Origin of the sequence: Marinifilum sp. D737 (assembly GCF_026672275.1) — a bacterium.
Taxonomy (GTDB): domain Bacteria; phylum Bacteroidota; class Bacteroidia; order Bacteroidales; family Marinifilaceae; genus Marinifilum.
The window spans coordinates 1-1,300 of record NZ_JANQCD010000089.1; the positions used below are offsets into that span (position 1 = coordinate 1).

At 35.4% G+C, this 1,300-nt stretch carries 1 protein-coding gene; it reads left to right on the forward strand.

What is annotated here, in order from left to right:
* The first annotated feature begins 227 nt into the window (after window positions 1-227).
* Window positions 228-1,250, forward strand: coding sequence for an IS110 family transposase (locus NQ163_RS20535; RefSeq protein ID WP_268192184.1), 1,023 nt, complete (start codon window positions 228-230; stop codon window positions 1,248-1,250).
* Window positions 1,251-1,300 lie beyond the last annotated feature (50 nt).

Here is a 1,300-nt window from a genome sequence, read left to right on the forward strand (position 1 = left end):
TCCCTTAGGTTTGCATAGTCATGGTTAATACAACTGATTTTGTAGTTTAGTGGTGATTAACCAGTCAGCAGAAGTAAACTAACGATAGCTTAAGGTTTGTAACCTATGTCCCGAATTAGACTTCTGCCGACATGACTTAAGATACCAAATAGAATTATAGGCTGGAACCTAATAAGGGTATTAGTACACAAAGTCATTGGTTAATTCAAATTAAACAAACCAAAGATATGAAAAAGACAGTTATTGTTGGAATTGATTTCTCTAAAAGAACCATGGATGTAAGCTATTTAATCATGGGAAGTATGCAAGATTATTGGTATAAGCAATTTGCAAATACAGAACAGGGTTGCCAAGAGATGGTCTCCTGGATAAAGCAGAGTCACTCTCTGACATCTGAGTGGCTAATTTGTGGAGAGTATACAGGAATTTATTCCATGACTGCAGCTATGGTTTTCAATGATAATGGTCTTGATCTATGGTTGGAAAATCCTAATCAGATCAAGCTTTCCTCAGGCATAAGCCGAGAAAAGAATGACAAGGTTGATTCTTACCAAATTGCTTTGTATGCAGCTCGTTTTATAGACAGAGTAAAACTATACAAACCACAAAGTAAGGTGCTTTTACAAATACGAGAATTGGTTCGATTTAAAGATCGATTAACGAAAGTAAAAACGCAATTAAGTGTTGCTGCCAGTGAATTAAAACATGTCAGAAATGATTGGCAGGAAACCAAGTACATCTGTGAATCCAGTAAAGTATTGATCAATCAAATTAATGCTCAGATTACTGACACAGAGAAACAAATGATGCACTTATTAACAACTGATCCTGAACTCAAACAGATGTATCAATTAATCAACTCTGTAGTGGGTGTCGGTATGCAAACTGCAATCTATTTGTTAATACATACCTGGGGTTTTAAGGCTTTTGAAAACCCAAGACAATTAGCGTGTTATTGCGGAATTGTTCCTTTTGCCAAGCGTTCGGGAACAAGCCTTAGAGGCAAACCACATGTGAGTCATATGGCCAATAAAAAACTAAAAACATTGCTTCATATGTGTGCTTTAAATGCAGTGAAATACGACCCTTATTTGAAACTGTATTATCAGCGAAAAATTGAGCAGGGAAAGCATAAAATGAATGTACTAAATAATGTAAGAAACAAGCTGCTGCAACGTATTTGTGCTGTAATTACTTCAGGTCAGGAATATGACAAGAACTACTACATGTTAAATTTTGCAGCAGCATAATTAAATAAAATTTTAACCTGAATTGTTTGGTTTATCCATAGAATTCGGGA